Annotated in this window: 20 protein-coding genes and 1 pseudogene; 11 read left to right on the forward strand and 10 right to left on the reverse strand. The window is 60.3% G+C overall.

Annotated features, from left to right (window positions below; translation table 11 throughout):
* Nucleotides 1–94: 94 nt before the first annotated feature.
* From RR_RS02325 to RR_RS02340, 4 genes are all read right to left on the reverse strand, one after another.
* A complete protein-coding gene (locus RR_RS02325; RefSeq protein WP_011222509.1) occupies nucleotides 95–1,072 on the reverse strand; it encodes a DUF1616 domain-containing protein in 978 nt (325 codons plus the stop codon).
* A gap of 298 nt (nucleotides 1,073–1,370) precedes the next feature.
* Nucleotides 1,371–2,486 (reverse strand): non-hydrolyzing UDP-N-acetylglucosamine 2-epimerase, encoded by a 1,116-nt coding sequence (gene wecB / locus RR_RS02330; RefSeq protein ID WP_011222510.1) that lies wholly within the window; start codon nucleotides 2,484–2,486, stop codon nucleotides 1,371–1,373.
* 152 nt (nucleotides 2,487–2,638) lie between these two features.
* Nucleotides 2,639–3,919 carry a nucleotide sugar dehydrogenase gene (locus RR_RS02335; protein ID WP_007188531.1) on the reverse strand — a complete coding sequence of 427 codons (1,281 nt, stop codon included), beginning with the start codon at nucleotides 3,917–3,919 and terminating at the stop codon, nucleotides 2,639–2,641.
* Nucleotides 3,920–4,136: 217 nt separating this feature from the next.
* Nucleotides 4,137–5,456 carry a glycosyltransferase family 2 protein gene (locus RR_RS02340; RefSeq protein WP_011222512.1) on the reverse strand — a complete coding sequence of 440 codons (1,320 nt, stop codon included), beginning with the start codon at nucleotides 5,454–5,456 and terminating at the stop codon, nucleotides 4,137–4,139.
* Between the two features lie 350 nt (nucleotides 5,457–5,806).
* Here RR_RS02340 and RR_RS02345 point away from each other — a divergent pair, with 350 nt between their 5' ends.
* The 3 genes from RR_RS02345 (at nucleotide 5,807) to RR_RS02355 (ending at nucleotide 10,127) form a co-directional block, all read left to right on the forward strand.
* Nucleotides 5,807–6,736, forward strand: coding sequence for an NAD-dependent epimerase/dehydratase family protein (locus RR_RS02345; RefSeq protein ID WP_011222513.1), 930 nt, complete (start codon nucleotides 5,807–5,809; stop codon nucleotides 6,734–6,736).
* Nucleotides 6,737–7,316: 580 nt separating this feature from the next.
* The gene (locus RR_RS02350) at nucleotides 7,317–8,651 is read left to right on the forward strand and encodes a glycerate kinase type-2 family protein (RefSeq protein WP_011222514.1); all 1,335 of its coding nucleotides are present in this window, start codon (nucleotides 7,317–7,319) and stop codon (nucleotides 8,649–8,651) included.
* A 126-nt stretch (nucleotides 8,652–8,777) separates the two neighbouring features.
* Entirely contained in the window at nucleotides 8,778–10,127 is a 1,350-nt protein-coding gene (locus RR_RS02355; protein WP_049938521.1) for a DUF362 domain-containing protein, read from the forward strand.
* A gap of 224 nt (nucleotides 10,128–10,351) precedes the next feature.
* Here RR_RS02355 and RR_RS02360 read toward each other — a convergent pair whose 3' ends face one another.
* Together RR_RS02360 and RR_RS02365 are read right to left on the reverse strand one after the other, a co-directional pair.
* On the reverse strand, nucleotides 10,352–12,532 hold the full coding sequence (locus tag RR_RS02360; RefSeq protein WP_011222516.1) for an LUD domain-containing protein: 2,181 nt from the start codon (nucleotides 12,530–12,532) through the stop codon (nucleotides 10,352–10,354).
* Between the two features lie 2 nt (nucleotides 12,533–12,534).
* Complete coding sequence (locus RR_RS02365) at nucleotides 12,535–13,056, reverse strand: LUD domain-containing protein (RefSeq protein WP_004965893.1); 522 nt, start codon at nucleotides 13,054–13,056, stop codon at nucleotides 12,535–12,537.
* A gap of 326 nt (nucleotides 13,057–13,382) precedes the next feature.
* Between RR_RS02365 and RR_RS23055 the strand changes: the two are divergent.
* A pseudogene (locus tag RR_RS23055) lies at nucleotides 13,383–14,387 on the forward strand (HEAT repeat domain-containing protein).
* A 603-nt stretch (nucleotides 14,388–14,990) separates the two neighbouring features.
* Here the strand turns inward: RR_RS23055 and RR_RS02375 are convergent.
* The 3 genes from RR_RS02375 to RR_RS02380 form a co-directional block, all read right to left on the reverse strand.
* Nucleotides 14,991–15,758: an IclR family transcriptional regulator gene (locus RR_RS02375; RefSeq protein WP_004965889.1), complete on the reverse strand. Its 768-nt coding sequence runs from the start codon at nucleotides 15,756–15,758 to the stop codon at nucleotides 14,991–14,993.
* Nucleotides 15,759–15,969: 211 nt separating this feature from the next.
* On the reverse strand, nucleotides 15,970–16,194 hold the full coding sequence (locus tag RR_RS22665; RefSeq protein ID WP_004965887.1) for a hypothetical protein: 225 nt from the start codon (nucleotides 16,192–16,194) through the stop codon (nucleotides 15,970–15,972).
* Nucleotides 16,191–17,225 (reverse strand): galactitol-1-phosphate 5-dehydrogenase, encoded by a 1,035-nt coding sequence (locus RR_RS02380; RefSeq protein WP_011222518.1) that lies wholly within the window; start codon nucleotides 17,223–17,225, stop codon nucleotides 16,191–16,193. The genes RR_RS22665 and RR_RS02380 overlap by 4 nt, the downstream gene beginning before the upstream one ends.
* A 342-nt stretch (nucleotides 17,226–17,567) precedes the next feature.
* Here RR_RS02380 and RR_RS02385 point away from each other — a divergent pair, with 342 nt between their 5' ends.
* From RR_RS02385 to RR_RS02410, 6 genes are all read left to right on the forward strand, one after another.
* Nucleotides 17,568–19,019: an extracellular solute-binding protein gene (locus tag RR_RS02385; RefSeq protein ID WP_011222519.1), complete on the forward strand. Its 1,452-nt coding sequence runs from the start codon at nucleotides 17,568–17,570 to the stop codon at nucleotides 19,017–19,019.
* A gap of 36 nt (nucleotides 19,020–19,055) precedes the next feature.
* Nucleotides 19,056–19,988, forward strand: a complete 933-nt coding sequence (locus RR_RS02390) for a carbohydrate ABC transporter permease (protein WP_011222520.1) — start codon at nucleotides 19,056–19,058, stop codon at nucleotides 19,986–19,988.
* A complete protein-coding gene (locus RR_RS02395) occupies nucleotides 19,988–20,866 on the forward strand; it encodes a carbohydrate ABC transporter permease (RefSeq protein WP_011222521.1) in 879 nt (292 codons plus the stop codon). The genes RR_RS02390 and RR_RS02395 overlap by 1 nt, the downstream gene beginning before the upstream one ends.
* Nucleotides 20,867–20,957: 91 nt before the next feature.
* Nucleotides 20,958–22,118: an ABC transporter ATP-binding protein gene (locus RR_RS02400; protein WP_011222522.1), complete on the forward strand. Its 1,161-nt coding sequence runs from the start codon at nucleotides 20,958–20,960 to the stop codon at nucleotides 22,116–22,118.
* Nucleotides 22,119–22,175: 57 nt separating this feature from the next.
* Nucleotides 22,176–22,829 (forward strand): class II aldolase/adducin family protein, encoded by a 654-nt coding sequence (locus RR_RS02405; protein ID WP_011222523.1) that lies wholly within the window; start codon nucleotides 22,176–22,178, stop codon nucleotides 22,827–22,829.
* Nucleotides 22,830–22,861: 32 nt separating this feature from the next.
* Nucleotides 22,862–24,337 (forward strand): rhamnulokinase, encoded by a 1,476-nt coding sequence (locus RR_RS02410; protein ID WP_011222524.1) that lies wholly within the window; start codon nucleotides 22,862–22,864, stop codon nucleotides 24,335–24,337.
* A gap of 5 nt (nucleotides 24,338–24,342) precedes the next feature.
* Here RR_RS02410 and RR_RS02415 read toward each other — a convergent pair whose 3' ends face one another.
* Nucleotides 24,343–25,116 carry an SDR family NAD(P)-dependent oxidoreductase gene (locus RR_RS02415; protein ID WP_049938523.1) on the reverse strand — a complete coding sequence of 258 codons (774 nt, stop codon included), beginning with the start codon at nucleotides 25,114–25,116 and terminating at the stop codon, nucleotides 24,343–24,345.
* A 119-nt stretch (nucleotides 25,117–25,235) separates the two neighbouring features.
* On the opposite strand from RR_RS02415, the gene dgoD reads away from it, so the two are divergent.
* On the forward strand, nucleotides 25,236–26,387 hold the full coding sequence (gene dgoD, locus RR_RS02420) for a galactonate dehydratase (protein WP_049938525.1): 1,152 nt from the start codon (nucleotides 25,236–25,238) through the stop codon (nucleotides 26,385–26,387).
* Nucleotides 26,388–26,420: the final 33 nt, after the last annotated feature.

Below are 26,420 nucleotides of genomic sequence, written 5' to 3' on the forward strand. Positions count from 1 at the left end.
ACAAGATTCATCGTACCGTCCAGCATATATTGTGACTGTGCCAGCGAGCGTCGCATGGACGCAAGGAAACATTATAAGATATGGGCCGACAATGTCAGCCACTGGTAACGTTAACCCAGATATGCGTACGGCGATACGCGTTCTCGGGGCGGGGATTCGACTCAACAGGTGCTTCGCCCCGATAGAGAAGGTAAGAAACTCGAATGCCATCACCGACCAGCGTGGGTGACATTTCATGAGGCCGCTCAAGAGTTTCACCGGCCACAACGCGGCTCCTGAACCGGTCAATCCGCGCGGTAGCTAGGACATTGCCGTTCTTGATTCTCTGAGCGACGACTACAACTGTGTAATTTAGATCTTGTCCTTCATGATTACCAATGGTGACTTGAACGGTCCGGGAACTACCGAGTGCAATTTGTGACGGATACTCAGACGCAGTGGACTCCCCGTTGTTGGATTCAGTTACCAGCGCAAATTCGGTAAACTGTTCACCCCGTTCAGTCGATATGGCCGCGTAACCGATCCCAGTACCGGAGAGAAGGAGCCCTAATACAAGCAAAATGTGTAGCATTGAAACACTCGCAGTCGGCGGTAGAGATGCTCGGCTCCTGGCAGTTGTCACCCACCGCAGGGGACTGAAACGCTCGTCTGATGGTACTCGCAGCCGTCGAATCGTTGCAGCAATCGTGAGGAGCACTGTCGTGACGCCGATAGAGAGTTGGTACGGCCCTGTAGTCCCACTAGACGAAACCAAGACTACACCCAGCCCCAATAGCGGGACTATACAAACACTGCTCCCGACCGCAAGGACAAATCGTTCGCCTGTGGAAATTCGCCTCTCCCAGTTGCCAAACGAGCTATCTGTCTCGGAGGAACCGCGTGGGAATAGAAGCGCAATCAGAGCGTATCCCGGCGCAATAAGCACCGCCCCCAGCCCTAAAAGAACTCTTGCGGGTGACTGTCCAATGTACCCCTGGGTGGCGGCAAGCTGCCAGAGGCCGAGGAGTCCGACCAGCAGAAGATCGATCGGGAACGACTCCGTCTCGATGTTCGTATCTACATCAGTAGCCATTATCGCTTGGTGAGGGTGAAGTAATAAAATTAGACAGTTACTACCTGTGCAGACAGCCGGGTAGTGTTGAGAATGGTCGTCGGTTATTTGATCTACCAGTTTGCTCACTGGCTGACGAACAGACTGTCGTCAGTCAATGGATTGCTACTGGAAAAGCAATTGTGCAGAACACGGCCGTTTAGTTGTACGTGATTGAGTCGTTATTCCTTTATCCATAGTCAAGCGAATCGTCAGAGACCGGTCAATTCAATTTCAAGAATTCAGACTCACTATTGAGGGGCGGTGCTTATTGCTCCAGTCACTCGGTGGGTGTCACTGCTTCTCTGGCGGGGAGTTCCGGAATCGTATCAACAATCTGAACGGCGGCTGTCCCATCTCCAAAAGGCGTTTTCCAGTCCCCAGCCTTTCCACGCATTTGTGTCGCCGCCGCAACGATAGCGCTCGGCTCCCGACCGGCAACGCAGTTCGCACCGACGAACGCCGTCTCGGGCCGTTCGGTCCCGTAGCGGAGCGTTACACACGGCGTCCCGAGGATACTTGTTTCCTCCTGAACCCCGCCTGAATCGGTGAACACCACGTCCGCTGTACTCTCCAAACGGAGGAAATCAAAGAACCCCAGCGGCTCGACGAGTCGAATCCGGGCCGGGACCGCGATACCGAACTCTTCGAGGCGGTCCTCTGCCCGGGGGTGTATCGGATAGATGACCTCCTGGTCCGCTTGAGCGCTCGCCCGAGAGACGCCGCTGAGAATTCGCTCGAACGCGTCACGGTCATCAACCGTCTCTACACGGTGGGCGGTCAGGAGATCGAACTGCCCCTCAGTGAGGCCGAGTTCGCTCAGAATCCGACTTTCGCTCGCGGCTCTATCGTCGTAGGTCTGGACTGCATCCACAACCGTGTTCCCGGTAACCGTGATGCGGTCTTCCGGAATGCCCTCGTTCCGGAGTAGCGCCGCCGTCTCCTCAGTCGGTGGGAAGAGGTGGTCGGAGATGTGGTCGATGATGACCCGATTGGTTTCCTCGGGCATATCGTCGTCGAAGCTCCGAAGCCCGGCTTCAACGTGGGCCACATCGACGTCCACCTTGCTCCCCACGAGTGCGCCCGCGAGCGTCGAGTTCGTATCCCCCTGAACGAACACGACTGCCGGTTCGATGTCGTGGAGTTCCTCCTCGATGCCGGCGAGCATGGCTCCGGTCTGGGCCCCGTGATCATCGGAGCCGACCTCCAGATTCGCATCCGGCGGCGATAGCCCGAGCTGTCGAAAGAAGACCGCGTCCAGCGAGTCCGAGTAGTGCTGCCCGGTGTGGATTACGTGCGTGTCAACACCGCGCCGGTGACACTCCTGGATTACCGGTGCTAGCTTGATTATCTCCGGACGCGTTCCGAGCACGAAGCTGACGTTGCTTCCTGTCATTGTGGTCCCCGGTTTCGCAGGTCAGGCGTCCGATACCAGTCGCGTCCAGTCGGTTCCATACCGGTTTCGTAAGCAACTAACAGAATTGTTATAAGCTTCCTACGCCGTCGGTTCTGCGCGTCACTGCATTGTCTGTCGGGGATGTGCCTAGCTCAGATTGTCCGGACATCGAATCCATGATCGGTCCACCGCTCCGCGTCGATAACGTCGACCGGGTCGATCACGGTCCGTCCCGACATCTTCGAACCAATAGCTTCCGGGTCGAGGTCGCCGAACTCGTCGTGTGACGCCCCGAATATCACCGCATGAGCGCCGTCGACTGCCGTTTCGAGCGAGACGAGTTGCAGCCTCGAATCCGTCGCTCGCGGGTCGTGGATGGTAACCGAGCTCTCGCCCCACCCGCCGTCAACGGCTGTACGAGCCTCTGTCGTGATGTCTCCAAGCAGTTTCGCGACCTCTAGGCCGGGGCTGTTCCGAGTGTCGCTGACGTTCCCCTTGTACGTGATTCCGAGGACGGCCACAGTCTTGCCGTGTAGCGAGCCAACGGCGTCTTCAACCATTCTGACGACGTGTTCCGGCATCCGGTCGTTGACCTGACTCGCCACGTCGAGTAGTTCCGTCGCACCTGTCCCGTCGCTCAGGAAGTGCGGGTCGACGGGGAGACAGTGTCCGCCGACGCCGGGTCCCGGATTCAGGATGTCGACCCGCGGATGGTTGTTCGCGAGACTGATGGCAGACCGCACGTCGACGCCGTAGTTCTCGGCCAGTAGTGCAAGCGTGTTCGCGTACGCGATGCTGACGTTCCGCTTCGCGTTCTGTGCGAGTTTCACGAACTCGGCGGTCGTCGGGTCAGCGCTGACATGGATCTCCCCGCTGGTGAGCGACTCGTAGAGTGCCTTGATCGTTCTGACAGACGCCTCGTCGACGCCGCCGACGATGCGGTCGTTCGTGCGGAGTTCGCTGAGCGTGTTCCCCGGCATCACTGTTTCTGGCGTGTATCCTAACTCTACGTCGTCTCCGACGTCGAGCCCCTCTCGGGAAAGAATCGGGGCCAGGACTTCGGTGGTCGTTCCCGGCGGGACCGTCGACTCCAGAATTACGGTGTCGCCTGACCTGAGTACGCTTGCCACGTTCCGTCCGGCGTCTTTCACGTAGGTGAGGTCCGCTTCGCCGTTCATCTCGTCGTACGGCGTCGGCACACAGATTACGTGTACATCGGCTGGTTGCGGCTGGCGGCTCAGCGCCAAGTTCCCCTCCAGTGCGTCCTGCACGTACGATTCGAAATCCGGTTCGCTGACTGTCGGTTCGCCCTCGCTGAGACGTTCAAGCACGTCTTCATCGACGTCGAAACCGATGACCTCGGTACCGTTGTTGGCGAAATGTGCCGCGGTCGCGAGCCCAATGTATCCGAGCCCGTGGACGCAGATAGTCACCTTTCCGAGGCCTCCCGTGGTTCCCCGGATGATTCACGGCGCTGTCCTCGTTCCAGACAGTCCGGTTTGGGTTCGTGTCCCATTGGCCTACGAATGAGATACGGTACTCTTTGTTATGCAGAAGTTGTGTACGGTCGGCGGCCACAGGCACCGGGTAAACACTGCCTGACAGACAGTGAGGCACAGGGTAATAGCTGGCCTGCCGTCGCGTCGCCGGCTACTGCCGGTACAGTTCCAGAGAGTGGAGAATGATTCCGGTGAAGGAGGCAAGGATGCCGGTGATGGTGAAGGTAGTGCTCGCCAGCGCGTGCCCGAGTGGGAAGGTCCCACTCTGGAAATAATTGAACATTGTGAGGTACGTGAACACGAATCCGGCGAGAACGAAGCAGACACCGGGGACGCTGAGCAACATAATCGGGTGTTCTCGCTCGACTGTCCGGATGATGTTCCCGACGAGCGTGAGTCCGTGCTCGACCGGACCGAGGTTGTTGGACGCCTCCACGTCGTAATCTATTGTCGTCGGCACCTCCGCTATCTGGTAGCCGTTCGAGTGGGCGTGATACAGGATATTCGTGCTCGCGTCCATCCGGTCGCCGATCGAACTGTCCGAAGCCAGCGAGCTTATCGCCGTCTGGCTGTACGCCCGGAAGCCGCTCTGCGTATCACGTATTCGATTGGTCGGCGTGAGGATTCCGAGGCTGAGGTTGGTCATGATATTGACCGTGAACAGCCCGAACCGCCTATACAGCGGCATCTCGGTCTCGGTGGATTCACCGAACCGGTTCCCGATGACAATCTCCGCCTCCGATTCCCGCTGCCGTTCGACCAACTCTGGGATGTCGCTCGGGTCGTGTTGACCGTCGGCATCGAGGACGACCAGATGGTCGGTGGCGTTCCGGTCCGCCTGTTCGAAGATGCTCTTGAGCGCACCTCCGTACCCGACGTTGCGCTCATGTTCGTACACCGTTGCGCCGGCTGCCTCTGCGACTTCGACGGTTTGGTCAGTGCTCCCATCATCGACGACCAGAACGGTGTCGGCGTACTCTCTGGCCGATTCAACCACGGTCCCGATTGTCCCCGCTTCGTTGTACGCCGGAATTCCGACCATGACGGTCGGCTCCGGGTCGGTGACCGGTTCGATGCGGGCATCGATAGTGAACGTCTCGGCACTGTTCAGCGCCTCACGGCTCGCCGGGAGACTGACCGACCCATCCCCCTCGCCGTGGTACACGAGGCCCGGATATCCCGCTTGTCTAGCGTACCGCCGCAGTCGCTCGCGGGGGGTATCAGTTTGGGGTTGACTCCCGGACGGGTCGACCACCTCCGCATCGAGCCAGCGGGCAAAAGTGAGCGCCTGCGGGTCAGCGTCGACGGCCGCCGTGACGATTACCTGATGTGCCCGTGAGTGTATGCGGAGGATTTCGGCCGCTATCCACTCGGCGTTTGACTCGGTTGCGACCAGTCCCACCGCTGGCAAGTTCTTCGAAACCTCGCGAATACCGTCACTCGCGGGCGGTTGCTGGATTCTGTCAGACATTTCAGCCCAACTCTCGAACCGCACTCGGCAGCGGTCGCTCAGTGTGGTCGTCCACGAGCTCCGGTACGCGTATTGGCATCATTGTGTCGGGTAGTGGACTCCGTTGTGCTCCGCTGTGTACGAGTTGACATATTGTTATTCCCAGCTTTCGGCTGGCAGCGTTATTCTGCGCCATCCGCAGTGAGCAGATAACAAACAGTAGTACTACTCAGAGCAAGCCGGCATATCCCTGCGGTAGCCACAGCCCAACTCAGACTGGTGTACAGCCTGTGAGACACATTTTCCGGTCGCAGAAGACGACCGTATGCGTACGAATAACTTAAACCGTGAGAACCGCGTCTCCGAACGACATGTCTACAGATACCTTCAGCGGCCGTCGGGTACTGGTCACCGGAGGTGGTGGCTTCATCGGGAGCCATCTGGCGTCGGCACTGGCTGTGGACAACCATGTGCGAGTCCTCGACGACTTCTCGACAGGGCGGCGGGCGAACCTCCCCGATGACGTGACCGTTATCGAGGGTGACGTTCGGGACAGGGAGACGCTCGATGCGGCGATAGAGGGCGTCGACGTCGTGTTTCACGAGGCGGCGATGGTCAGCGTCCCAGAGTCAATCGAGCAACCGGTCGACTGCCACGAACTGAACGGCACGGCGACCGTCAACGTGTTCGACTGCGCTCGGCGACAGGACACGCGGGTGGTGTTCGCGTCCAGCGCCGCCGTGTACGGCGTCCCTGACGACGTTCCCATTGGGGAAGACGCGCCAACCGAACCAAATAGTCCGTACGGCTTCGAAAAATACCTAGGGGAGCAGTACGCGCGGTTTTACACCGAGGAGTACGGGCTACCGACGGTTCCGCTACGGTACTTCAACGTCTACGGTCCACGCGGGCTTGACGGAGAGTACGCCGGTGTCATTGGCACATTCGTCCGTCAGGCCCAGGCCGGTGAGCCGCTCACGGTCGAGGGCGATGGGACACAGACGAGGGACTTCGTCCACGTCGACGACGTTGTGCGTGCGAACCTGCTCGCAGCTACGACAGACGCCATCGGCCGGCCGTTCAACGTCGGGACCGGACGGAGCATTAGCATAAACGAACTCGCCGAAACGGTCCGAGACGTCGTCGGTACGGACATCGCGGTCGAGCACGTCCCCGGTCGCGCGAACGACATCCAACAGAGCGAAGCAGACCTCGGTGACGCACGCGAACTGCTCGGGTACGAACCGTCCCTGCCCCTCCGGAAGGGGCTCGAAGTGACGCTCGACGCCGAACAGACGTGAGTCACTTTTCGACGATCACACCTGTATCGCAAGGACGCTGCGAGAAACCCCATACGCCGACCTCCTCGAGTGCAATGTCTTGTTAGGAGTTTACTTACGATAGCTGTTCGAGGAGGCGATTCCCAGCGGTGGAATAGAATCCAGCTAACGGCTTATAAGACGGTCTTTACCACGTTCGCACATCGAAACCATTCCTTCGGCTGGAGGGGACACACTCACTGCAGACCGGAAAAACCTAATCGATTAGCCGGATATTGGCTCGTTTCAGAGGAAAACTCATCCGAGAAGCTACGTCCTACCAATTTCGAATCACAGTAACCCTGCTGCCGAGTGCCTGTCCGCGTTTTTGGCCGTCTATCCATGAAATATAGACGCAAGTACCGGATGGAAACTAGTATCCGTTCCACGACCACACCTGTATATGAATTCTAACTATTTATTGGAACCATCGAACACTGTTATCCACAGTCTTGCCTGCGACTACCCGACGTAGAACGTTCGATATCAACAGGTGTGGTGCGGAAAACAGTGGAACCCACGACTGAGCCAGACTTTTACTGGTCTGGTCGGAAGCAGTCGTATGATTCGCAACCGAGCCGAGGTCGTTGGTAATCGTGTCCACGAGGTCGCACTCGATTGTATCGAGGCCGCCGTGGACGCGGCCGCGCCTGAGGCGGCCACCAAGTCAGCCATCGGCCGCGAAGACCAGACGCTGACGGTCGGCGGGAGGACATACGACCTTGACGAGTACGGCGAGGTCGTCATCGTCGGCGGCGGGAAAGCCGCAGGCGGTGTGACACGGGCGCTTGAATCTATTCTCGGGGACACACTCAGCGGTGGCCACGTGGTCGTCAAGCAGGCTATTGACACCGAAACCGTCCGGAGTTCTGTCGGAGATCACCCGTTACCGTCGGACCAGAACGTTGCGGCGACGGCCGATATTCTCGAAACCGTTGACGAGGCCGATGCGGAGACGCTCATCCTGTTTGTTCTGACCGGCGGAGCCAGCGCGCTTCTATCGGCTCCGGCCGGGGACCTGACACTGGAGGACCTCCAGACAACGACCGACAGGCTCCTCAGTGGCGGCGTCCCGATTGCGGAGATCAACGCGGTTCGGAAACACCTCTCAGACCTGAAAGGTGGGCAGATAGCACGGCGCGCGGCTCCCGCCACTGTCGCTGGGCTACTAATCAGCGACGTTGTCGGAAACGACCTCTCAACCATCGGTAGCGGTCCCTCAGTTCCGGACGAAACCACGTACGAGGACGCCCGTGACGTGTTCGAACGATACGACCTCACGCCACCGCCGGCCGTTTGCAATTATCTCGAATCCGGGCGAGATGGCCGAGTATCGGAGACGCCGTTTCCCGATGACACAGATTTTGACCGGGTGACGAACCATCTCATCGGGGACAACGCAACCGCACTTGACGCCGCCGCGGCCGTCGCACGGGAGGCGGGGTACGAACCACTCGTGCTCACGTCTCGCCTGCGCGGCGAAGCCCGCGAAGTGGCGAAACCGCTCGTCGCAATTGCCGAAGAGGCAACAGCGACGGGAACACCGGTCGAACCGCCGGCCGTTCTCCTTGCCGGTGGCGAGACGACCGTCACCGTAACAGGGGACGGCGGACAGGGAGGTCCGAATCAGGAATTTGTTCTCTCCGGTGCACTGGCCCACGACGGCGACGCGGTCATCGCGGCCGTCGACACTGACGGCGAAGACGGAAGCTCCGATGTGGCCGGTGCTATCGCGGATGGGGCCGCCATTAGCGACCGCGAACGGGCCCGCGAGGCGTTGCTTGCAAACGATGTCGGCTCGTACCTCTCAGAAATCGAGGCGACAATTGAAACCGGACCAACCGGGACAAACGTCAACGACGTGATCGTGCTCGCTATTCCGGGCCCAAGCGAGTAACGGAGGCCCCGGTACACGGTGGTTGCTTTCGGGTGGGACTACCGAACTGCTGAGTGACGATAGGGGTGGCAGCCGCAGTTTGGACCGTGGGTCACGTTTATCAGTAGACGGACTGATATGCCGCGTATGAACGCATCAGATCAACAGATCGCGGCGGACGCACTCTCGGTCCCGGAAGAGACGATCGTCGACGCCTGCGACGATCCACCGCTCCCCGAATTCGGTATCATCGAACAGAACTGGGAGACAGACCCGATAACGCCAGCCCATGTCGCAACACACGCAGCCCGAGCGGCCGAATCCCTGTCCTTTGCGGACGTGCCTGACGGCGGTGAAGTCGCGCTGGGTGTCGGCAGTCGCGGTATCGCGAATCTGCCTACTATTGTCGCTGGTGTCGTCGACGCAGTTTCCGACGCCGGCTACGAGCCATTCGTCTTCCCGGCGATGGGAAGCCACGGTGGCGCGACCGGCGAGGGGCAACGAGCAATGTTGAACGAACTGGGCGTGACCGAGTCGACCATCGGCTGTGAAATCCGGTCGAGTATGGACGTGGTCGAGGTCGGACGAACACCGGACCGTGACGTGCCTGTCGTCGCTGATGATAACGCTGTGGCGGCTGATGCAATCATCCCAATCAACCGCGTCAAGCCGCACACGGACTTCGACGGCCCCGTCGAAAGCGGGCTCTCGAAAATGCTCGTCATCGGCATGGGCAAGCAGCGCGGCGCACAGATTGCCCACAAGTGGGCCGTCGACTGGTCGTTTCGCCAAATGATTCCAGAGATTACTGGCCGGCTGCTCAAAGAGTTGCCCATCGTCGGCGGCGTCGCAATCGTCGAGGACCAGCACGACGAGACAACGCTGATAGAGGGCGTGCCGCCGAGTGGCTTCCTCGACCGCGAAGAAGAACTGTTAGAGACCGCCTACGAACTGATGCCGACGCTCCCGTTCGAAGAGCTGGATCTCGTGGTGTTCGACCGTCAGGGGAAAGAAATCAGCGGTCAGGGACTCGATACAAACGTCATTGGCCGCCGACCGTTCTCGATAAACGAGCCGGCCCCAGAGACACCGGATATCAAACGCATCTTCACACGCGGGCTGACAGAGAAGACCCACGGCAACGCGATGGGCATCGGCTCAGCTGATATCATCCATGCTGATATTATTGCGGAACTTGACGCGGAAACGTCGCTGATCAATGCCCTTACTGCAAGCACGATCCGTGGCGTGAAACTGCCGCCGGTGGTCGAAACCGACCGCGCCGGCATCGTCGCTGCGCTGTCGACGATAGGGGTCGTCGACACCGACACCGTTCGAGTCCTCCGTGCAGCCGACACGATGCATCTCCACCAGCTCTACGCATCGCCGGCGCTGGTCGAGGCCGCACGCGACCGTGACGACCTTCGTGTGGTCGAAGACCCGTCACCGATTGAGTTCGATAACGGACAGCTCGTCGCGCCGTCGCTTCGCGAGTAGCTGCCGGTAGCGGACCTGTGGACTTGCACTGCAGAGCATGAACAGGACAAGCAATGGTACATAAAGGTCGTAAGAGTACGGATGCGCGACCTCAGATCCCGGGATCCAATCCGACGTACGCCCCCGACATACAGATGGATATAAGCACGGTATAAATAACGGGCGTACACCCGTTAGGTGCAATGTTTCCTGCCTGCACGCAAATAACAAGCCGCAGCGGTCGCTTACGTCGCCAACAGTTCGATCGGATGGCGCGGCTGCCGCTCCAGTAGCGCGTCGATCTGCTCCAGACAGGAGGTCCCACTGGCGACGACGGGCCGGTCCTGTACGCCGTCGTCTTCCAACTGGGTCCGGAGCCGGTCGCCAACGTCCATGCTCAGTTCGTAGTAATCGGACTTGTACCCGAAGCTCCCGGCCATGCCACAGCACTCCACGTCGGATGTAACAACGTCGTAGCCACATTCTTCGAGGACAGCGACGGTATGAGCTTCAAGACCGAGTGTTCGCTGCTGGCAGTGGCTGTGATACGCGATTTCCGCGCCGGTGACGGTCGAGAGTGAATCGACGGATGCGCCGTTGTCGAGTAATCCGAAGACGTATTCGAACACCTCGTAGCTGTTCGCCGCGATGTCAGTGAAAGACGACTCATCAAGGAGTCGCTCGTATTCGCGGGTGAACATCGCGTGGTCGCTCGGCTCGATAACGACCACGTCGCGGCCGTCTGCGATATGTGGTTCGAGGGCCTTTGTGACCCGCTCAGCGTGGTCTGTCGCCGTCGCAACCATACCCTGTGATAGCGGCGCGCGGCCGCTGGACGGAGCCGGCGGCACTACCACGTCGACACCCAGCGACTCAAGCACCCTTACCGCGGCTTTGCCCCGCTCTACCTGCACGTGATTGGTGTACAGGTCCGGATACAGCACCGCCCGGCGCTCGGGATTTGTGACCTGTGAGTCACGGTCGCCAGCCCAGTCAACGAGCGTCTCCCGTTCGAACGCTGGAAGGTCTCGGCGCGGGTCGATGCCCAGAACTCGGGACATCGTTTGCCGAGCGAGTGTCGTGTCCGCCAGCCAGTTCGACACCGGCGCGGTGGCGCTGCCCAGTTTCGCCACGGTCTCGAAGTTACCGAAGAAGCGCTTCTGCAGTGGTGCGCCGTCGTCTTCTTCGTCAGGAGTGAGGCCGTCGACGAGCCACTCTCCAGGGGCCTCTTTGTCGCGATTGATGCGGTCCCGGACGACAGTGTTGATCCAGGGAATATCGATACCGACGGGACAGGCATTCACACAGCGCGTACACCCAGTACAGAGGTCATTGAACTTCTCGGCCACGTCCAGCCCTTCGATGCCAGCCTCCCAGCCCGTCGCAATGCCACCCGAATACGTCTCCCCACCGAAGGCGTGGCCGCCGACGCTCTGAAAGTTCGCACACGAGTTCGAACAGGCGGAACATCGGATGCAGTACAGCGTCTCCCGAAGCTGCTCGTCATCTCGCATCTCCAGTCGGCCGTTGTCGATCAACACAAGATGGAAATCGCGGTCGGAATCGAATTCCGACAGCGGTGTTTCGTCGTCGGTGAAATCGACGACCGGCGTGTCAACCGGAGGGGTCAGCAACGAGACGTACGATGTAATGTCCTGCCCGGTGCCCGACCGACCGATGAGTTCGATGAACGGGTGGAGGTCTTCAACTGTCGGAATGACTTTTTCGACGCCAGCGACGGCGACGTGTGTGTCCGTCGCAGCCACCGTTTTGCGAGCGTTGCCCTCACTAGTGACCAGCGCCATCGTCCCGGTATCGGCCGCGATGAAGTTCGCGCCGGTGATCCCGACTTCTGCGTCGATGATCTGCTCACCCAGTTTCTCGCGGGCGAAGTGGGTCAGTTCCGCCGCTGTCTCTAAAGGCTCGTCGGGGTCGAATTGTTCGTTGAATAGCTCCGCGATGCTCTCGCGTGACTTGTGAATAGCCGGGGCGACGATGTGAGAGGGGGCTTCGTCGGCGATCTGCAACACCCACTCGCCCAGATCCGTTTCCACTACGTCCACGCCATCTGCTTCGAGCGCTTCGTTGACCTCGATCTCCTCGCTGGTCATCGACTTACTCTTGACGACCCGGTCAGCCGCGCGCTCGTCGGCCACATCACGGATGTACTCGTTCGCGTCAGCGGCGTCGTCGGCGATGTACACCGTTCCGCCGTTGGCTTCGACAGTCTCCGTTAGCTGGTCGAGAAGCTCCGGTAGCTCCTCGATGGCGTCCTCCTTGATACCCCGGGCCGCTCGCTTGAGGTCCTCGTAGTCCTCTAGATCTCCGACAGAGTCGTAGCGTCCCGTGTTGAACCCCTGCGTGTTCTCCGCGATTGCCGCACCTTCGGTCCGCATCAGTTCGCGGATTTCATCGGCAGTCGCCATTGTCAGTCCTCCTCCTCGACGATGATGACGTGGACCTCTTTGGGACCGTGTGCGCCCTTGACCAGCGCGCCCATGTCAGCCGTTGCACTCGGTCCTGTTGCAATAATCGCACTCCCGTTAGTTTCGGTAAACCGCTCGTCCAGTTCTGCCACTGCTGCGTCCATATCGGGCTGGATGTCTTCCTCGTAAAGAATGGCGACGTGGCGCTCGACAAATAGGCTCACGAGCTCACTAGCCTGTTCAGTCATCGAGAGGACGAGTGAGCCGTAATCGCCGACACCGAGTTCGGCCCCCGTTACGCCGGTGGTCGCCTCGCGGAGCGCGGCCGGCGTCGGGTCGACGGTGATCGGCGTCTCCACGAGCGAAAACGTCCCGTCCCCAACCGTCTCGTCGAGCGCGACCCCGACTGCAGGCTCCGTGACTGCTTCCGTAACAGCGGCTTCGAGTTCAGACTCAGAAGTGCTTGAAACTGTCACACCCAGTGCTTCGAGAGCACCCTCGAACGACGCGCGTTTGCTTTCCATCTATACGCGAACCGAAAACCTACATCATCATTTAGTTTTTGTCTGAAACGGGTGACTCATCAGGTGGCCTAAACTGGTTGCACTGTTGATGAACTTGGCTTCTATTACGGTCGCTGCTCATAGAAACGACACTCAGTATATAACCAAATTTTGGTATTCCGTATAGAGATATTCGATAAGTAAATGTGGCAATGATGCATCCACTGCCAGATGATGGCTTAATCACGGTATAGCAGCTTCACCGGTGAGTGGTTGTTATCAGATCGGGCAATAACCGGGAAGCAAGGGGTTTTGTGGGTTCTCTGAGAAGCACCGACAACGGACCGATGGACGACCAACCCAGTGGACCTCCAGAGACAGAGATTGCGACATTACTTGAACAAGGGAACGAAGCTGACGCAGTTGCGGCACTTGAGCGGCTTTCGACAGCCGGACCGGCTACCCAACAGGCGTGCTTGCGGTCACTCAAAGCGGCTGCCGACGAGCAGCCGGAACTGTTCGACGGCGTACTGCCATCGCTCACCGATTTTTTACAGGACAGCGGGCGGCCAACACGGCTCACGACAGCGAAATTGGTCGTCACGATCAGCGAGGGCGCGCCGGACAGCGTGGTTCCGGTTGTCCCAACGCTTGCCGAGCGACTGGCGGATGAGTCAGAGTTCTACTACGTTCGTGCTCGGTGTGCAGAGGCGCTGGGCTACGTCGCCGTTGACCATCCCGACGCCGTCGTCTCGCCTGCGGTCGTGGCAGACCTTCGTATCGGTCTATAGTTCGACAAACCAGAAGTAACAGAGAAATTAGCGAAGGCGCTGGCCCACGTTGCCTTGGGTAGTCCCGAGAGACTCCGTTATCAGGTCGACTCACTCGCCGAGCATCTTCACTCGGACAGTGAAGTTGTCCGATATCACTTAAGCACAGCTCTCGTCGTTATCGGGTCTGCGTGCCCCGAACGGCTTGCAGACGCTAGGGAAGCACTCGTCTCGTGTCTCGAAGACGAAAGCAGATACGTCCGTGGGCGAGCGGCCGAAGCGCTGGGGTTGCTTGCCGGCACTGATAGCACAGAATCGTTTCCGCAAACACAACTTGACGATCTCACCGTTGCCGAGGAATTTGTTGCAAAACGAGCGCAATTCGCTCTGTCCCGGCATCGCGGGACGGAATCTGAGAATGGATTCACAGGCATAGCCACGAGAGATGCAATCCGCACGCAGACAGCCGAGATTGTTTCGGAAATCCGGACACAAGAAGGAGATGATGGATGTCCACACTGCGGGCTCTCACTCCCCGAATCCGGCCCTCCGCTGTGCCCGGGCTGTGGCACCCCATTGTGAGGATACGGTCGGTTTTCCTGCAGTTTACACAGAAATCGCATGTCTCAGTCTCTGGTAGGGCCACGGTTGCAGTAGGTTCTCTGGTGCTGCGTCGTCCCGTAGCGGGACACATCAGATACATCTACTTCCGTGGGAGACCGGACATCGCCAGTGGACATACCGACTTGGATAAGACAAATATATATCTAGCATTTCTATACTCAACTTCGGGACATATGTCCTGAGCCTACATGATTATAGGTTTATATTTGATGAGAGGGCGAAGTTAGGGACCAATAGCCGCTGTGTAGCTGGTTCGGCTGTCCTCACGTAGCACCTTGCTATTCAAACCTGCTGTGTGTTCTGCTATAGAGAACAGCACGCGATTGACAGCAGTGGCATTCACACGGTGATGCTTGATCTCACAGTCAGTGGAAGGGAGGATAAAGTAAGCCACGATCCCTTGGCGAGATTGCGTCTGATGCCGAGGTGACCGCGAACGACCCTTTCAACGCATGAAGATCAGGCGTCGCCGGTAGCGGTGTGTAGCAGTGAGGTCGTTTGTCCACTTCGATGGCGGCCACCAATAGAATAACAGTGGTACGTCCGTTATTCCAGAATCTCTTAATTCGATGTAAGGGCCACCTGAATGGATTTTGTCGTGCTGAGGACTTGCCCAGTGATATCTTCCCTGAGGTATCGGCCGTTCAGGCGTTCAACAGGGCCAGCGATCCCCAGCGCAGCGACCCGATTGCCACTGACATCAGGGAGCGGGGCGGCAACACCGATGATCCCTTCGTACTGTTCTCCTCTGCAGAACGCTATGCCGTCGTCGCGGATTCGGCGCAGTTCCTCGGCGAGTTCGTCCTGATCTACGATCGTGGCGTCAGTCGGCGCAATAAGTTCCGTCTCATCGAGAATCGATTCGACGCGGTCACTCGGAAGCGACGCCAGCAATGCCTTTCCCATGGCGTTGACGTGGAGTGGCAACCGTTCGCCCGCGTGGAACGGGGTTGACCAGCCGTCCTCAGGTTCGGAGATCGACACCGGGACACCGGACGTTTCTTCGAGGACAAACAGCGTCGTTGTCTCCCCTGTCGCCGTCGCGAGGTTGTCCAGTTGCTGCTCCGCTGCCTGATAGAAACTGAGCCCGTCACGCGTTCGCTCACCGAGAGCCAGCGGGCGGAGCGATGCCTCATACTTCTCTGCGCGCTTGACAACGTATCCAGCCGCACGCAACGTCGAGAGATGGTTGTGAGCGACGCTCTTGGATACCCCGACGGTATTGGCAACCTCTGTCACACCGATGGGTCCCGTCGCGTTGACAAGCGCTTCGAGGATAGCAACGGACGTTTGGGTTGCTTCGACCGCATACTGTGGTTCGTCAGTCATTGGGTATCATTTCAACTTATGCTGTGAAAAGTCTGTTCACTAGAGCAGAACAGTCATGGTTTTGTGAACTAGTAACACAAATTATTCTACATTATCTATTGGCCCAAACGAGATTGCTACGATGTCTAACTGCCGAAATTTATTCGTTCTGCTCTACAGAACAGATGTGTTCAGCTCGCAGCTAACTCACGAACGCGTAGAAACATTCGCTTCAGGGCGGCCAGGCTACTCCAGGTGCATCAGAGTCGTGGACGGTTCCGCGGAGCGCGGACACAAAAGCGGCTGGGTCCGCAGTCTGCCAGACGCTGCGTCCCATCACTAGACCGCGGGCCCGCAGGTCTTCAAACCCGACGATTGCGCCCATTCCGAGACCGTGGTCAAGCGCCACGACGACCGCATTTCCGGACGCAGTATCAAGGAAGGCGTACTCGCTCACTCGGAGTCCCCTGGAACGACTACTTTCTTCAGTCCCTCAGCGTTGCCCATCCGTTCAAACGCTGCTGGGAGGTCGTCAAGCCCGATACGTTCGGTGATGAGCGTCTCTGCGTCGATGCGTTCGTGTCTGAGCAGTGTTATCGCTCGCTCGAAGTCCTCGGTCGTCAGGGAGAACGAACCGCGGTAGTCGACCTCGTCGAAGAAGACATCGAACGGACTGACTTCCATCGTCGCTTCCTGATCCGGGACGCCGAAGATGAGCGTCGAGCCGCCGGGCGCGGTCACAGCGTTAGCCTGCTTGATTGTCGGGACGAGCCCGATGGCCTCAGCGCCGACGTTGACCGGTCCACCGGCCGCCGCCGGGATCGCTTCCTCGGGATCTTCTTCGTTGGGGTCGATGACGGCATCTGCGCCGAGGTCGGCGGCCAGCTCTCGCCGTTCGTCATCGAGTTCGGAAACCACGATTGGGGCAGCGCCCGCGTTGCGGAACGCCTGCAGGAGCAGCAATCCAATCGGGCCAGCGCCGATAATACCGACACTGTCTCCCGGTTTGATGTCAGCCTGCTCGACGCCGTGGACACAGCAGGCGAGCGGTTCGGCGAGCGCGGCTCGTTCGAAGGACATCTCGCCGATGTCCTCGACGTTGATAGCCGGAACGCGGACGTACTCGGCGAAAGCACCGTCAAGGATGGTGTCACCGGCACCGCCGATACTCGTGTTGTTCTCACAGAGGTGCGTCTCCCCCTTCTTGCAGTACGAACAGGCGTTACAGGGGACGGTGGGGTTGATTGCGACACGGTCTCCGACCGCAAAGCGATCAACGTCGGCACCGACTTCGGCGACGGTCCCGGCACCTTCGTGGCCCAGGACCAGCGGTGTTTCGGCGGCGAAGGTGCCGTGATACATGTGATAGTCGGTCATGCAGACGCTACAGGCACCTACCTGAACGAGAACCTCGTCATCCGCAGGGTCCGGTCGGTCGCGGTCTTCCACAGTAATTTCGCCGACATCGGTCAACGTGCTGGCGCGCATCAGTCGTCCTCCAACGGTCGGATCGCGGTCGTCACTGCAGCAGTACCTCTTTCGTGAGTTGGTGTGGGTCGGGTCATGGGTGGTCTGGGCCGTAGCCCGTTGTCACTAGTCCAACTGAGCTGGACACACAGCGGACTTGGCTACGATCCGTACTCCCGATATTTTCGGACCGCGTATTAAAATCTTGCCACGGTTCCCCGTACTCCGGAGACAGATGAGTTCGTGGATGGGGGCTTCCGTACTGTATATCGTCTGTTCTCGCCCAGTGAGATGGGTATTCTACCTTACAGATGATTACCTTTATTATGCATCGGTATTTCGATAGTGACGAGGCAAACTGGCATGACCAACTCCAACAGGCGGAAGTTCCTGAAAGCGACAGGTGTCGGACTACTCGGCGGCCTCGCTGGCTGCACACGAGGCGGCGATAGCTCGGGCGGCGACGGGAGCGACGGTTCGAGCGATGGAAGCGACGGAAGCGGTGGCAGCGATGGCGGAACCAGCACCAGCGGCAGCGACGGTGAACTCGCAATTCCGCTCAGCGAGTACGAGGACGCCGATATCGACTGGCGACAGTTCGAGGGGTCCTCGATCAACATCGGAGCCGTCCAGCACCCCTGGGTTTCGGCCATCAAGCCCGCAGTCCCCGTCTTCGAGGAACTGACCGGAATCGACGTCGTCTGGAACGTCCTGCCCGAACAGCAGTTCCGAACCAAGCGCCAGACAGACGTTAGTACCGGCGCCGGGCAGTTCGACGTCTTCTACATGGACCAGGTCGTCAACCAGTTCCGTGAAGAGGGCTGGATACAGCCGCTCGACCCGTTCTTTGACGACGACAGTCTCTTCGACGAGGACTGGTACGAGCCCGACGATCTCTTCGAGGCGTCGCGCTGGCAGGCCCACGGTGGCGGCTACAGCGACACGTGGACCGGGATGCCGATTACCGTCGAAGTCCAGACGCAGTTCTACCGCAAAGACCTCTACGACAAGCACGACCTGGAGGTCGCGGAGACGCTCGAACAGTTCCGACAGAACGCCCAGACCATCCACGAAAACGAGTCGGACGTCGTCGGCACCGTCGGCCGCGGCGACAAGGGCTACGGGATGAACATCTACATCCTGAACACGTTCCTGCGAGAGTTCGGCACCTCGCTGTGGACCGAGTTCCCGACAGACTCCGGCCTCGACTCCGACGGCGTCATCAACGCCGCCGAGTGGTACGTCAGCCTGCTGCAGGACTACGGTCCTGAAGGGGCCTCAACCCAGACCTGGTCGGACGTGCTCTCGACGATGCAGGAAGGGCGCGCCGGCCACATCGTCTCCGACGCAAATCTGTTCTGGCCCGGACTCACCGGCTCTGACTCCTCGGTCGCCGACAACATCGGTATCGCGAAGGCTCCCAGCCCGGCTGACGGCCAGTTCTCGCCCAACGCGTTCAACTGGCAGATTTCCACGTCCAAGAACGCACAGAACTCCGAGCAGGCGTTCCTGTTCATGGTGTGGGCGTCCTCGCAGCCGACCAACACCTGGATGCACGTCGAGGGCGACGCCGCCTTCTCCGTCCGACAGTCCGTCTGGGAGAACGACGAGTTCCGCTCTCGTGTCGGCGAGAATTTCGCACAGGTGACCCTCGAGTCCCTGCAGGAAGCCGCACCGGACCCGTTCGACCGGAAATACCCGCAGTGGGGTCAGCGCTACTCCGAGGAACTGCAGCGCGCCATCGCCGGGCAGAAGTCCGCCGAGGAGGCGATGACCAAGGCGGCGTCCGTCGCAGAAGACATCTACAGCAATTAAGTCTCAGCCACACCTGCGCCACAACACATCCCACAAATGAGTACACCAACGCAAACGGAAACGACACCCCAATCGACCTTCGCCAGGCTGCGGGACCTGTGGAACGACTACCTCCCGTACTGGTTCATGGCACCGATGGTGCTGGTGATGATCATGATCACCTTCTTCCCCGGTGCCTACGACCTATATCTTAGCCTGATCGCAGAGTCGACACTCGACGTATTCGCGGCCGAGTTTGTCGGACTGCGTAACTTCGAGACAGCGTTCACCCGCGGCGGCGCGATCCACTCGTTCGTCATCACGATTACCGTCGTCGTCAGCGCGCTGCTCCTCGAAACCGTCCTCGGGTTCGTCCTGGCCGCGCTCGTCGCCGGCGTCGGCTCCGGCCGGGCGAAGTCGTTCTACCGGGTGTTGTTCATCATTCCGATGGCCGTCGCCCCCGTCTCGCTCGCGACCATCGGCCGGATCATGCTGAACAGCGAAATCGGCATCATTCCGTACGTTATAAACACCGGCACGCCATTCGCAGCGCCGAGTTTCCTCTCTGAGGTCCCGCTGCTGACGGTGATCCTGCTTGACGCGTGGAACTGGACCCCGTTCATGTTCATCATCTTCTACGCCGGCCTCTCGTCGGTGCCGAAGACGCTCATCGAAGCGTCGCGCGTCGACGGTGCGCCGATGTGGCGGCGCTACGTCCACGTCATCATCCCCTACATGAAGCCGGTCGTGTTCGTTGCGACGCTCATCCGGTTGATCGACCTGTTCCGGACGTTCGGCGTGGTGTACGGGCTCACGGGCGGCGGTCCCGGGACGGCAACCCAGCTCGTGAGCATCAATATCTACGAACAGATGTTCATCAACAACCAGATCACCGTGGCCGCAGCAATCGCCATCGTCTACCTCGTCCTCGTCGTTGCACTGTGTAACGTCATCATTGCGAAGGTCGGCTTCGAGGGGGTGTGGGACTGATGGCGACGACGGATAGCGACTCCGCGACCGCGTCACAGCGACTCGACAAGGACACGCGGGAGAAACTCATCACGGTAGTTCGACACACTATTCTCCTGACGTGGTCGTTCATCGTGCTGTTCCCGCTGTACTGGCTCGCTTCGATGTCGCTGAAACCGCCCGGAACAGCGAATTCGTTGCCGCCTGACTGGATATTCCTGCCGACGGTGTACAACTACATCCAGCTGATTCAGGACTCGGGGTTCGTCGCGGCGTTCGCCAACAGCCTCGTCATGGTGTCGGCGTCGGTCGTCCTCGTGCTGTTGATCGGCGTTCCCGCCGCCTACGTACTCTCGCGGTATGACATCCCGATGGAGCGGGACGTTCTCGTGTGGATACTCTCTTCACGGATGCTCCCGCCCATTGCCGTCGTGCTCCCGTTCTTCATCATCTTCCGAGAGCTCAATCTGTTCGACACCCGCGTCGGGATGGTGCTGATGTACGTCAGCATCAACCTCTCGCTCGTCGTCTGGGTGATGAAGGCGTTCTTCGACGGCATCCCCGAGACCTTAGAGGAGGCCGCCCGCGTCGACGGCGCGACCCAGTTCCAGGGCTTCAGGAAGGTCGTCCTGCCGGCGGCCAAGCCCGGCATCTTCTCGGTCGCCATCATCAGCTTCATCTTCGCGTGGATAGAGCTACTGTTCGGACTCGTGCTGACGAGCTTCGAGGCTGTGCCGGTGACGCTGTTCGTCTACTCGTTCATCGGCTCGCGCTCGATCGAATGGGGAATGCTCGCGGCCGCCTCGACGGCGATGATCGTTCCGGTCGTCATCTTCCTCATCGCGGTCAACAAGTACCTCGCGGCCGGGCTCAGTTTCGGCGTGGTGATCAAAGAATGACCACGCTGTCCACACCTCGACAGGTATCGCTCGCAAACGACGCCCCTGCGGCGGCGGTAGCTTCACTTAGCCGCACATCGGAGAGAAAATAATGGCAAAGATCACAATCGACGACGTTACGAAGCGATTCGGTGAGGGAGATGAGTCAATCATCGCGGTCGACGACGTCTCGCTGGACATCCGCGATGGCGAGTTCATCGTCTTCGTCGGTCCGTCCGGGAGCGGGAAGTCCACGCTCATGCGCATCGTCGCAGGGCTGGAAACGCAAACGGAAGGCGACATTCACATCGGCGACGACCTCGTCAATCAGCTCGGCCCGCGAGCCCGGGACATCGCAATGGTGTTCCAGAACTACGCGCTATACCCCAACATGACCGTCGAAGAGAACATGTCCTTCGGGCTGAAGATGTCGACGGACATGTCCGCCGACGAGGTTGAAGAAGCCGTCACGTCCGCCGCCGAGATGATGGACATCGACATGCTGTTGGACGACAAGCCCGGCGAACTCTCCGGGGGACAACAACAGCGTGTCGCGCTCGGCCGCGCTATCGTCCGTGACCCGAACGTCTTCCTGATGGACGAGCCGCTGTCGAACTTAGACGCGAAGCTTCGGGCGGAGATGCGGACCGAGATCAACCGGCTCCAGAACGACCTTGACGTGACCACGCTGTACGTCACCCACGACCAGACAGAGGCGATGACGATGGGCGACCGGCTTGTCGTCCTCAACTACGGGGAACTCCAGCAGGTCGGGACGCCGCTGGAATGTTTCTACCGTCCGGCCAACCAGTTCGTCGCCGGCTTCCTCGGCTCGCCGTCGATGAACTTCTTCGAGGGCAACGTCGAGGGCGGAACGCTCCGCGCGGACGGCTTCGACTTCGACCTGACCAAGCGGATGCAGTCCGCTGTTAGCAGTCGAAACGAACTCGTCCTCGGTATCCGGCCGGAAGACATGACGCTTCACGACCGGGCGAACTCGGGCCACGAGTTCGAGGCCGTCGTCGACGTCGTCGAACCGATGGGGAGTATCTCCTACGTCTATCTCCGGGCGCGGTCACAGAGCCACGACCAGACGTTCATCGTCGAGACGGACGGCCAGCGCCCGATCAGCGAGGGCCAACACGTCTACGTCGAGATTCCGGATCGGGACGTACACCTGTTCGACGCCGCCAGCGGCGAGACGATCCACCAGCGCCAGCTCGGTGACGACGCGGAAATGGCGCTCGAAGAGCAAATAAAACCCGCCGAGTGACGGCGATACCCGTCGTCGCCTCACTCGCCGCAACCGACAGTTATCGACACACAACACATGACAGCTCAAGATATTCCACACTACGAGACGCGTAACGCTATCTGCGAGTACGGCCGGAGCCTGCTCGACGACGACCTGACAACCGGGACTGGCGGGAACCTCAGCGCCCGGCTCGACGAGAACCACATCGCGATCAGCCCGTCGGGAATCCCCTATGGAGAGATCGAACCGGAAGACGTTCCGATCGTACACACGGACGGCACTGTCGTCGAGGGCGACGTCGACCCGTCGACGGAGCTGCCGATGCATCTGGCCGTCTACCGCGAGCGACCGGCGGTCGGCGGCGTCGTCCACACCCACTCGCCGTACGCGACGACCTTCGCCTCGCTGGGCGAGCCGATACCGGCCTCGCATTACCTCCTCTCGTTTACCGGGACGGAGGTCCCCGTCGCCGAATACCGGACACACGCGACCGAAGAACTCGGCGAAGCGGCCGTCGACGCGCTGGGCGAGTCGTTCAACGCCACGCTGTTGCGCAACCACGGCGTCCTGACGGCCGACGAGTCGCTGGACGACGCCTACACGGTCGCGCTGATGGTCGAGTACTGCGCCCGCATCCACCATCAGGCCCGGGCCATCGGTGAACCGGAGATCCTCCCGGACGAAGAGATCGACCGGCTCGCCAATAAGCTCGACAGCTACGGACAGTGACCATCCGTGCGAACCACACCTGAGAACATCCCATGAACCACGTCGCAATCGACATCGGCGCGAGCGGCGGGACAGTGTTCCTCGGCGAGGTGACGCAGTCGTCCTTCGCTGTGCGGGAGGTCCACCGGTCCGATAACCGACCCGTCGAACGGAACGGCCGCTACGTCTGGGACGTCGACGCGCTTGTCGATCTCATCAATGACGGTCTCCGGGCTGCCGACGACCAGGCCGACCGCCTCGATACGGTCGGTATCGACACGTGGGGGCTTGACTTCGGGCTCCTTGCTGACGGCGAACTGCTCCGAGACCCGGTCTCTTACCGCGACCCCGAGTCGACGGCCACGCGCGAGCAGGTTTTCGAGGCTGTCGGGAAGCGGCGGCTGTTCGACGCGACCGGCATCACGAACTGGAACACACCGAACACGCTGTGGCAACTCCACACTATCGCCGACCGCGAGCCCGAACTTCTCGAAGAAAGCGACGGCTTGCTCATGATGCCACAGCTCCTCTCGGCACGGATAGGGGGACAGCCGGCGGGCGACGTGACGATTGCCTCGACCACACAGATGGTCGATCCCGAGGCGCGGACGTGGGCCACCGACCTGCTCGACGAGCTGTCGGTTCCGATGGACCTGCTCCCGGATCTGTCCGAACCCGGTCAGCGCCTCGGTCCCGTCGACGACACCGTCATTTCGGGCCTGTCTTCGACGCCGGAGGTCGTGATGCCGGCGAGCCACGACACGGCGGCGGCCGTCGCCGGCCTTCCGCTGGCCGAGGACGCCGCGTTTCTCAACACGGGGTCGTGGTTCATCCTCGGCGTCGAGCGAGACGAACCAGTACGGACAGACGCCGCCTTCGAGCACGCCGTCTCGAACGAACTCGGCGTCGACGGGACCGTTCGGCTCCTGAAGAACATCAACGGGTTCTTTCTGCTCGAAGAATGCCGCAAAGCGTGGCGCGATGCGGACGATCCAGCCGATTACGATACGTTACTGTCGGCAGCCGAAAAAGCCCCGGCGCGGACCGCACTCGTCGATACGGACGCCGACACCTTCGGCATCGACGAGCCGATGCCTGACCAGATTCGGGCCTACTGTCGACGAACGGGCCAGCCCATGCCGACGGGGCAGGGCGGTATCGTCCGCTGTCTCCTCGACAGTCTGGCGGCGAAGACGGCGCTGGAACTCGACGCGCTCGCGGCAGTCGTCGAGGACCCACCGTCACGTATCGTTCTCGGCGGCGGCGGTGTCAGAAACGAGCTGTTCTGTCAGTTGCTGGCTGACGCTACCGACCGCCCAGTGTCGACTGGCCCAGTCGAGGCGACAGCTGTCGGCAACGTCCTCACACAGGCTGTCGCGGCCGGGACAGTGCCGGACATCGAAACCGGGCGGCAGTTGGTCGAGTCGGCGTTCGAGACGACGACCTACGAACCACAGGCTGGTGGCGAGTGGGACGACGCCAAAGATCGGTTGGCTGCACTGACCGACGATTCGTTGTCCGGGGCCTGACGCTTTTACCGCGAGGTGTAGCCGCCGTCCATCACGACGGTCGACCCCGTCATGTACGACGAGGCGTCCGACGCGAGGTAGACGACGAGCTCTTTCAGCTCCTCTGGTCGACCGAGACGGCCCATCGGCGTGTTCTCCAGCCAGGTCTCCTCCATCTCCGGGTTCTCTTCGAGCACCTCGTCGACGAGTTCGGTCCGCATGTACCCGGGCGCAATAGCGTTGACGCGGACGCCCTGATCGCCCCACTCGACCGCCAGCGACTGGGTCAGCATCCTGACGCCGGCTTTCGTCGTGTTGTAACTGGCCTGTTTCTGTGGGACGTTCACGTCGAACCCCGACATTGAGGAGATGTTGACGATGCGTCCCTCACCGCGGTTGAGCATCTGTTGACCGACGTGTTTGGCACAGAGAAAGACGCCGTCGAGGTTGACCGACACGACCCGCCGCCAGGACTCGACGCTCGTCTCCTCCGCCGGGGAGTTCTCGACGATGCCGGCGTTATTGACCAAGACGTCAATTGGCCCCAAGCGGTCGGTCACATCCTCGACCATCGCCTCGACCGAGCCTTCGTCCGTCACGTCGACCTCCGTCGCGATGACGTCCGTCTCGCCGTCCAGTTCCGAGGCCGTCCGCTCCGCTTTCTCAACGTTCACGTCCGCGATAGCGACGTCGGCCCCCATATCGGTGAGACCGGTCGCCATCTGTTTGCCGAGCCCCTGCGCCGCACCGGTGACGATAGCTGTCTCTCCGTCGAGGGAGAAACTGTCAAGTACACTCATGCGTACGCTTGGTGCTCTGGTAGCCTCCAGCATAAATGTACGGCTATCTCTGCCACACCTTTCCGCGGCCGATATCGGCAGCCAGTCATTACAAGTACTCCCTCACAGATAACATAGCTATGCAAATCACCGACTTCGAACTGTTCGCCGTGCCACCGCGGTGGTTGCTTCTAAAACTGGAGACTGACGAGGGGATCGTCGGCTGGGGTGAGCCCATCGTTCAAGGCCGGTTGGAGACGGTCCGTGCCGCTGTTACCGAGCTTATCGAGGCGTATCTCCTCGGGGCCGACCCGCTCCGAACCGAGTATCATTGGCGGAAGCTCTATCAGAGCGGCTACTTCCGCGGCGGCCCGATACTCATGAGCGCGCTTGCGGGTATCGACCACGCGCTCTGGGACATCAAGGGGCGACACTACGGTGCCCCGGTGCACGAACTACTCGGCGGGCACGTCCGCGATAAGCTACTCGTGTACCAGTGGCTCGGTGGCGACGACCCCGAGGATGTGGCTGTCGCCGCAAGAGAGGACCGGGAACGCGGCTACAGAGCGTTCAAGTTCAATTTCGCCCGGGAGTTTCGGCCGATTGAGACGCCGAATGCTGTCGATCATGCGGTTGAACGGGTGGCCGCAATCCGTGACGCCGTCGGTGACGACGCCCTCGTCGGCGTCGACTTCCACGGCCGCGTCTCGAAACCGATGGCCGCAGATCTCGTCGAGCGACTCGAACAGTTCGATCTGACGTTCATCGATCAGCCACTGCTCCCCGAACACGACGACTCGTTTGCCAGTATCGCCGAGCGGACGACTGTTCCGATAGCGACTGGCGAACGGTTCTATTCCCGCTATGACTTCAAGCGCCTCCTCGTCGACGACGGGGTGTCGATACTCCAACCCGACGTGACCCACGTCGGTGGCATCAGCGAGATGCGCAAGGTCGCATCGATGGCGGAAGCGTTCGACGTGGCCGTCGTTCCGCACTGCCCGCTCGGCCCTGTCGCGTTCGCAGCGAGCCTGCAGGTCGGGTTTTGCGCCCAGAATGTCGTGTTGCACGAACAGGACCTCGATCTACACGACCCGGCGACGAGCCAGCGACTCAAGGTCCTAGAGGACCCGGAGACGTTCCAGTTCGAAGACGGCTACGTCAAACGGCCGACCGGCCCCGGACTCGGTATCGAGATCGACGAGGCTCTCATCCGTGAACTGGCACAGACGGAGGTCAATTGGTACAACCCGGTCTGGCACCACGAGGACGGAAGCGTCGCGGAGTGGTAACTGGACACGGTACGAATGGGGCGACCCACCCTG

Origin of the sequence: Haloarcula marismortui ATCC 43049 (assembly GCF_000011085.1) — an archaeon.
GTDB lineage: Archaea > Halobacteriota > Halobacteria > Halobacteriales > Haloarculaceae > Haloarcula > Haloarcula marismortui.